The sequence below is a fragment of the Plectonema cf. radiosum LEGE 06105 genome (assembly GCF_015207665.1).
GTDB classification, from domain to species: Bacteria; Cyanobacteriota; Cyanobacteriia; order Cyanobacteriales; family Nostocaceae; genus Rivularia; species Rivularia radiosa_A.
In genome coordinates, this window is record NZ_JADEWL010000245.1 from 1 (window position 1) to 5,193 (window position 5,193).

Annotated in this window: 4 protein-coding genes; 1 reads left to right on the forward strand and 3 read right to left on the reverse strand. The window is 37.5% G+C overall.

What is annotated here, in order from left to right:
* Positions 1-46 precede the first annotated feature (46 nt).
* The 3 genes from IQ247_RS31275 to IQ247_RS31285 all read right to left on the reverse strand — a co-directional run bounded on the left by IQ247_RS31275 (position 47) and on the right by IQ247_RS31285 (position 4,334).
* Positions 47-2,881 (reverse strand): M16 family metallopeptidase, encoded by a 2,835-nt coding sequence (locus IQ247_RS31275; protein ID WP_193926024.1) that lies wholly within the window; start codon positions 2,879-2,881, stop codon positions 47-49.
* Between the two features lie 150 nt (positions 2,882-3,031).
* The gene (locus IQ247_RS31280; RefSeq protein ID WP_193926025.1) at positions 3,032-3,472 is read right to left on the reverse strand and encodes a VOC family protein; all 441 of its coding nucleotides are present in this window, start codon (positions 3,470-3,472) and stop codon (positions 3,032-3,034) included.
* A gap of 346 nt (positions 3,473-3,818) precedes the next feature.
* Complete coding sequence (locus IQ247_RS31285) at positions 3,819-4,334, reverse strand: TIGR02652 family protein (RefSeq protein ID WP_228060214.1); 516 nt, start codon at positions 4,332-4,334, stop codon at positions 3,819-3,821.
* Between the two features lie 292 nt (positions 4,335-4,626).
* On the opposite strand from IQ247_RS31285, the gene IQ247_RS31290 reads away from it, so the two are divergent.
* Complete coding sequence (locus IQ247_RS31290; RefSeq protein ID WP_193926026.1) at positions 4,627-5,148, forward strand: gamma carbonic anhydrase family protein; 522 nt, start codon at positions 4,627-4,629, stop codon at positions 5,146-5,148.
* Positions 5,149-5,193: the final 45 nt, after the last annotated feature.

Here is a 5,193-nt window from a genome sequence, read left to right on the forward strand (position 1 = left end):
CTCCGGTACAGACGTAGCAATGCTACGTCTCTACAAATCCTAACTCCTAATTACTTCTTTTTCCTTGATCGGCTAAAACTGGTGGTCCTGCGGTTACTACTACAATTTTATCTGGATGAAGTAGCTCCCGTGCTGCTTGATTGACTTGAGCGGGTGTGACTGCTTGAATTTTCTCAGTATAACTGCGTAATTCTTCTGTATCTAAACCTAAAACTTGATTTCTAATAATTCTGTAGGTCAATTCATCTGGGGAAGCCAGTGAAACATTGTAATTGCCGGTCAAATTGTGTTTTGCATTTTCAACCTCTGTAGGTGTAACACCCTTTTGATGTAACTCTTCTAGGAGTTCGCGAGTGCTGGCGATCGCCTTTGTGGTATGTTCGGGACTAGTTTGCATTTCAATCAAAAATGTCCCGGCATTTCTACCGGCTAGGAAGTTACTATAAATACCGTAGGTTAAACCCAAACGGTCGCGGATTTGAGAACCAAGTCTACTTGATATAGTATCGCCACCTAAGATATGATTTAAAACTATTGCTGCATAATATCTAGGGTCTTGACGGTTAATTGCTTTATTGCCGATGAAAGTAATTGCTTGGGCTTTTCCAGGCAGTACCGGATTAACCCGGACTACTGAATCGGGTAAATTTACCGGAGGATATTTGATTTGAGGAATTTTACCCGAAACTTGCCAATTTCCAAATTCTTTTTCAATAAGTTTTTTTATTTGTGTGGGTTCAAAGTCTCCAACTAAAGCTAATACTATGGTATCGGGACGATAATGTTTTCTGTGAAAATTTACGACATCAGCACGAATAATTGTCTGCAAACTCTCTTGTGAAGGAAAACTATAAGATGGATGTGTTTTGGGAAAAACAGTTTGTGAAAAGGCTCTTTGAGCAACTTCTTCTGGATCGTCCAAGTCTTGTTTGAGGTTTGTTAAAGCTTGTTTGCGTGTTAGCTGCAATTGCTGCTGGGGAAAAGTCGGATTTTGAATTATATCTGCTAGGGTTTTGACCAATATTGATAAGTTATCAGACAAACTGTCTCCTTCAATGTAAACTCCTTCACGGTAAGTGGTAAAGTCTAAATTTGCGCCACAATCATCCAAAGTCCTGGCTATACTCAAGAAATCTTGATTTTTAGTACCATTGATCAAATTATCTACGACCAAAGATGCTAATCCTGCTTTATTAGGGGGGTCAAATTCTGCACCAGCTTTGATATAACCACCTAAAGTTACTGTAGAAGTGCTTTTATCTGGTAGCAACAAAATCTCTAAACCATTAGCTAAAGTCAATTTAGATGGTAAAACTCGACTTGTGGAAGCGATACTCGAATCTACTGGTGGTAAGTATTTAAGTATATCGCCATTTCTTGCGGTGTTTTTAGAGAAGTTTTCGATGTGTTGTGAAACAAGTTGTTTGCGATCGCTTTTTTCTTTAGCTTTTAATTGAGTTGGTTCAAAAAAGCCTACTGTTGGTGTTTGTTGTTTAAAGTATTTTTTAGCTACTCGCTGCACATCTTGGACTGTTACTTTTTCGATAGCAGCTAAATAACGGTCTGTATAAGTATAATCGCCTGTGGTCGCTTGGTCGTTACCTAATTGCATTGCTAAAGAGGTAATATCACGGTTACTTAAAATTACTGAAGCTTGTAACTGCGCTTTTGCTCTATTTAATTCTTCTAAACTAACTTCTTTATCGATTAAATAACTAATTTCATGATTAACTATTGATGCAATTTTAGATAATTTAGAAACGGAATTTGCCGTTACTGATAATTCGTACCAACCTGCTTCTTCCAAGCTAATTACACTTGCTGAAACATCACTAGCTTTTCCCGAATCTACTAAGGCTTGATAAAGTCGTGAGTTTCTTCCTTCTGCCAATATATAATCAAATATATCCAAAGCCGGTACATCGGGATGCTTCGCCGCAGGTAAAATATATACAGCTTGAAATAACGGTGCAGCACCCGGTTGTTTTAATATTATTGGTTCGGAAGAATTTCTCGGTGCAAAATTTTTAACTGTCGCTTGTTCTAAAAAAAACTTTTTATTTTGATTTGCTGGTATTTTTTCAAATATTTCTTTGACAGCTTCAATGGTTTTCTTTGTTTCAAAATCACCTACAACTACTAATATTGCATTGTTAGGACTATAAAAATTTTCATAGTATTTCTGTACCTGACTAACAGTAAATTTTTCTACGTCTTCTTCCGTACCACCAACAGGTAATCCATAAGGATGATCGAGAAAAGCCGACCGCATTATTACTCTATTTAAACGGTACTCTGGGTCATTATCGTAACCTTTTAATTCAGAAATTACTACCTGTTTTTCACTTGAGAGCTGCTCGGTGTCAATGACAGCATTCTGCATTCTATCTGCTTCTAAAGTTAAAAGTGCTTTTAACTTATTGCGTTCAGCAGTATTGTAATATACTGTCTGGTCGTGACTGGTAAAAGCATTTGAATTGCTACCCAAAGCACTAAAAAGTTGTCCAAATTGTACCGGACGACTTTTTGTACCTTTAAACATCATATGTTCCAACTGGTGAGCAATACCATTTACACCCAGTTTTTCATTGCGGGTTCCTACTTTGTACCACATCTGTACAGTAACCACTGGTGCGGTGTGTACTTCTTTGGTTATGACTGTAAGACCATTTTCTAAAGTTGTTTTATAAACGTTGTCCGCAATTGTTAATACTGTCTTATTTTCTGCCACTAATTGTTTATTACTATTTACACATTTAGACACAGCCACTAATTTACTATAACTTGATTCACCACCAAGAAATAAAGCTAAGATCAGCCCTAGCACTAAAAGTAAATATGGAAAATTACGAATACGCAATAACCTAAGAGATACAAACATTTATTTGCTTGACTTATCTGTAAGCTTAACTACAGATTTTTTTTAATGAATATAGTCTAATCTACTGTATGAATCTGTCGCCTCGGCAACACTACAGGGAAAGTATATTCTACAGATAAAAGTAATTATTTTGAATTAATTAACAACTAATTAATTTATTCTTAAATTCCTGATAAATTCCAAAGGTAAATTATCAGTATCAGCAATAAAAGCAACTTCATAGATACAACCGCCTATTTGCTGCTGAGTTGGTTCTAAAAGTACCTTTAAAGGTTGTATTACTTGCGGTTGTTCGTGGGATGCTTCGGCAAATTTTGTTTTCATATTTGTCAACCAACTGGGTAAATCCGATGCAATTGTAGTGATGTCAAAGGATAAATGATAATATCCTACGTAATGTTCATCTGCAAATGCATCGGCAGCAGGTTTTGGCTCAGGAATTTGAATTAATTCAATTCTTCCACCCAATCCTTCCATCCAACAAGCCAAAGTGTAACCTGTGGTGAAACGCTCGCATACCTGGAAACCCAACTGTTCGTAAAAGGCGATCGCCCGATGGATATCCGCAGTCCGAATAGAAACATGGTGCATCTGAAATAGTTTTAATAATAAGTGAATGGTGAATAGTGAATAGTGAATGGTGAATGGTGAATAGTGAATGGTGAATGGTGAATGGTGAATGGTGAATAGTAGTCCACCAAGGGAACTTTGCCTGGGATTTATGTAATTTACTACTAACTACTAACTACTAACTACTAACTACTAACTACTAACTACTAACTACCCACTACTCACTACTAACTACTAACTACTCACTACCCACTACCCACTACTAACTAATCATCCGGACTTGATATAACGACTAAAAAAATCCGATTGACATATTTAGAAACAAAGGTTAGAAGCTCTCAAAGAGACGACTCCTAACAACGCCGGATTATTCAAACAATCTAAAGTACGGGTAGCGTACTGGAACACCGGGTTCTTTTTCTAAATCAAAATTGATGACTTCCCAGCAAGAATCTTCGGAAAATTCCGGGCTAAAATCTACTGGTAAACCGTACAATCGTGCAGAAGAAGTTTCTGAACTTTGTCCACCGCGCCAAGGTGAACTACGCTCCAAATAACCACCCATTAATTCCCGGTAGCGACGAGCAATAATCACTTTAGTAGCCCGATAACCTTGGGTATATAGTTTATCAAGGGCTTCGTGAATTTCAAACCTAATGCCATCGGGATGGTTATGTTGACGATACCATTCACCGTTCCATCTGCGCCAATGTCGTCCAGACTGGAGGTGAATCAACTCGCTTGTCTCTGGATTAGCTTCAAAAGCACCGTGTCGGGGACATAAATAGGTATCAGTTAATGTCAGTGCCGGAATTGTTTGATGGCAATGGGGACACTGAATTTCAGGACCAAATATAGGGTACTGCAAGCTTAGATTCATCATGAAGTGTATATAAACATCTTTATTTTTATTTTTTACCAATTGTTTAATTTTACACTTGCAATACAACTCCTATGGGTAATCACTTAAAAATATTCGCTGATTAAGAATAAGAACTATATTCATTATTTATTAGTACAACATGACTGAAATAATGGATCTAGTTTTTTAGAAGATAAAAAGCTTCTTGACATTTGAACGTTCACAAATAACGACTATTTAAAAATTGAAAATTCAGTCGTGATATTCTGGTCATAATCCAAGCTGATTCTCAATAGCTTATTAATATTCTATCGTGTCTACTACTTCCTACTGGTCTTATCCCGATATTTCAGCAGCAGCCTTCATAGCAGCCAATGCTGTAGTTATGGGTTCCGTTAGCATTGCAACAGGAGCAAGCATTTGGTACAGTGCAGTCATCAGAGGTGATGTAGAACGCATTGAAATTGGTGAATATACAAATATACAAGATGGAGCAATTCTCCACTGTGACCCAGGTCAACCAACTATTTTAGAAGATTACGTTACCATTGGACATCGAGCCGTAATTCATTCTGCATACATTGAACGCGGTAGTTTAATCGGTATTGGTGCGGTAATTCTTGATGGAGTGCGTGTAGGAAGTGGTAGCATTATTGGTGCAGGTGCAGTAGTAACGAAAAACATTCCTCCTTTATCCCTTGTAGTTGGAGTTCCAGGTAAAGTAATACGTCAAAACTCCGCCGAGCAAGCAGCAGAATTAATCGAACACGCCAAACGTTATCAAAAATTAGCTTTAGTTCATGCTGGGAAAGGCACGGATTTGGGGTTTTTTTAAAGGGACAAGGGGTGATGGGGTGATGGCTGTATCTTATACACATCT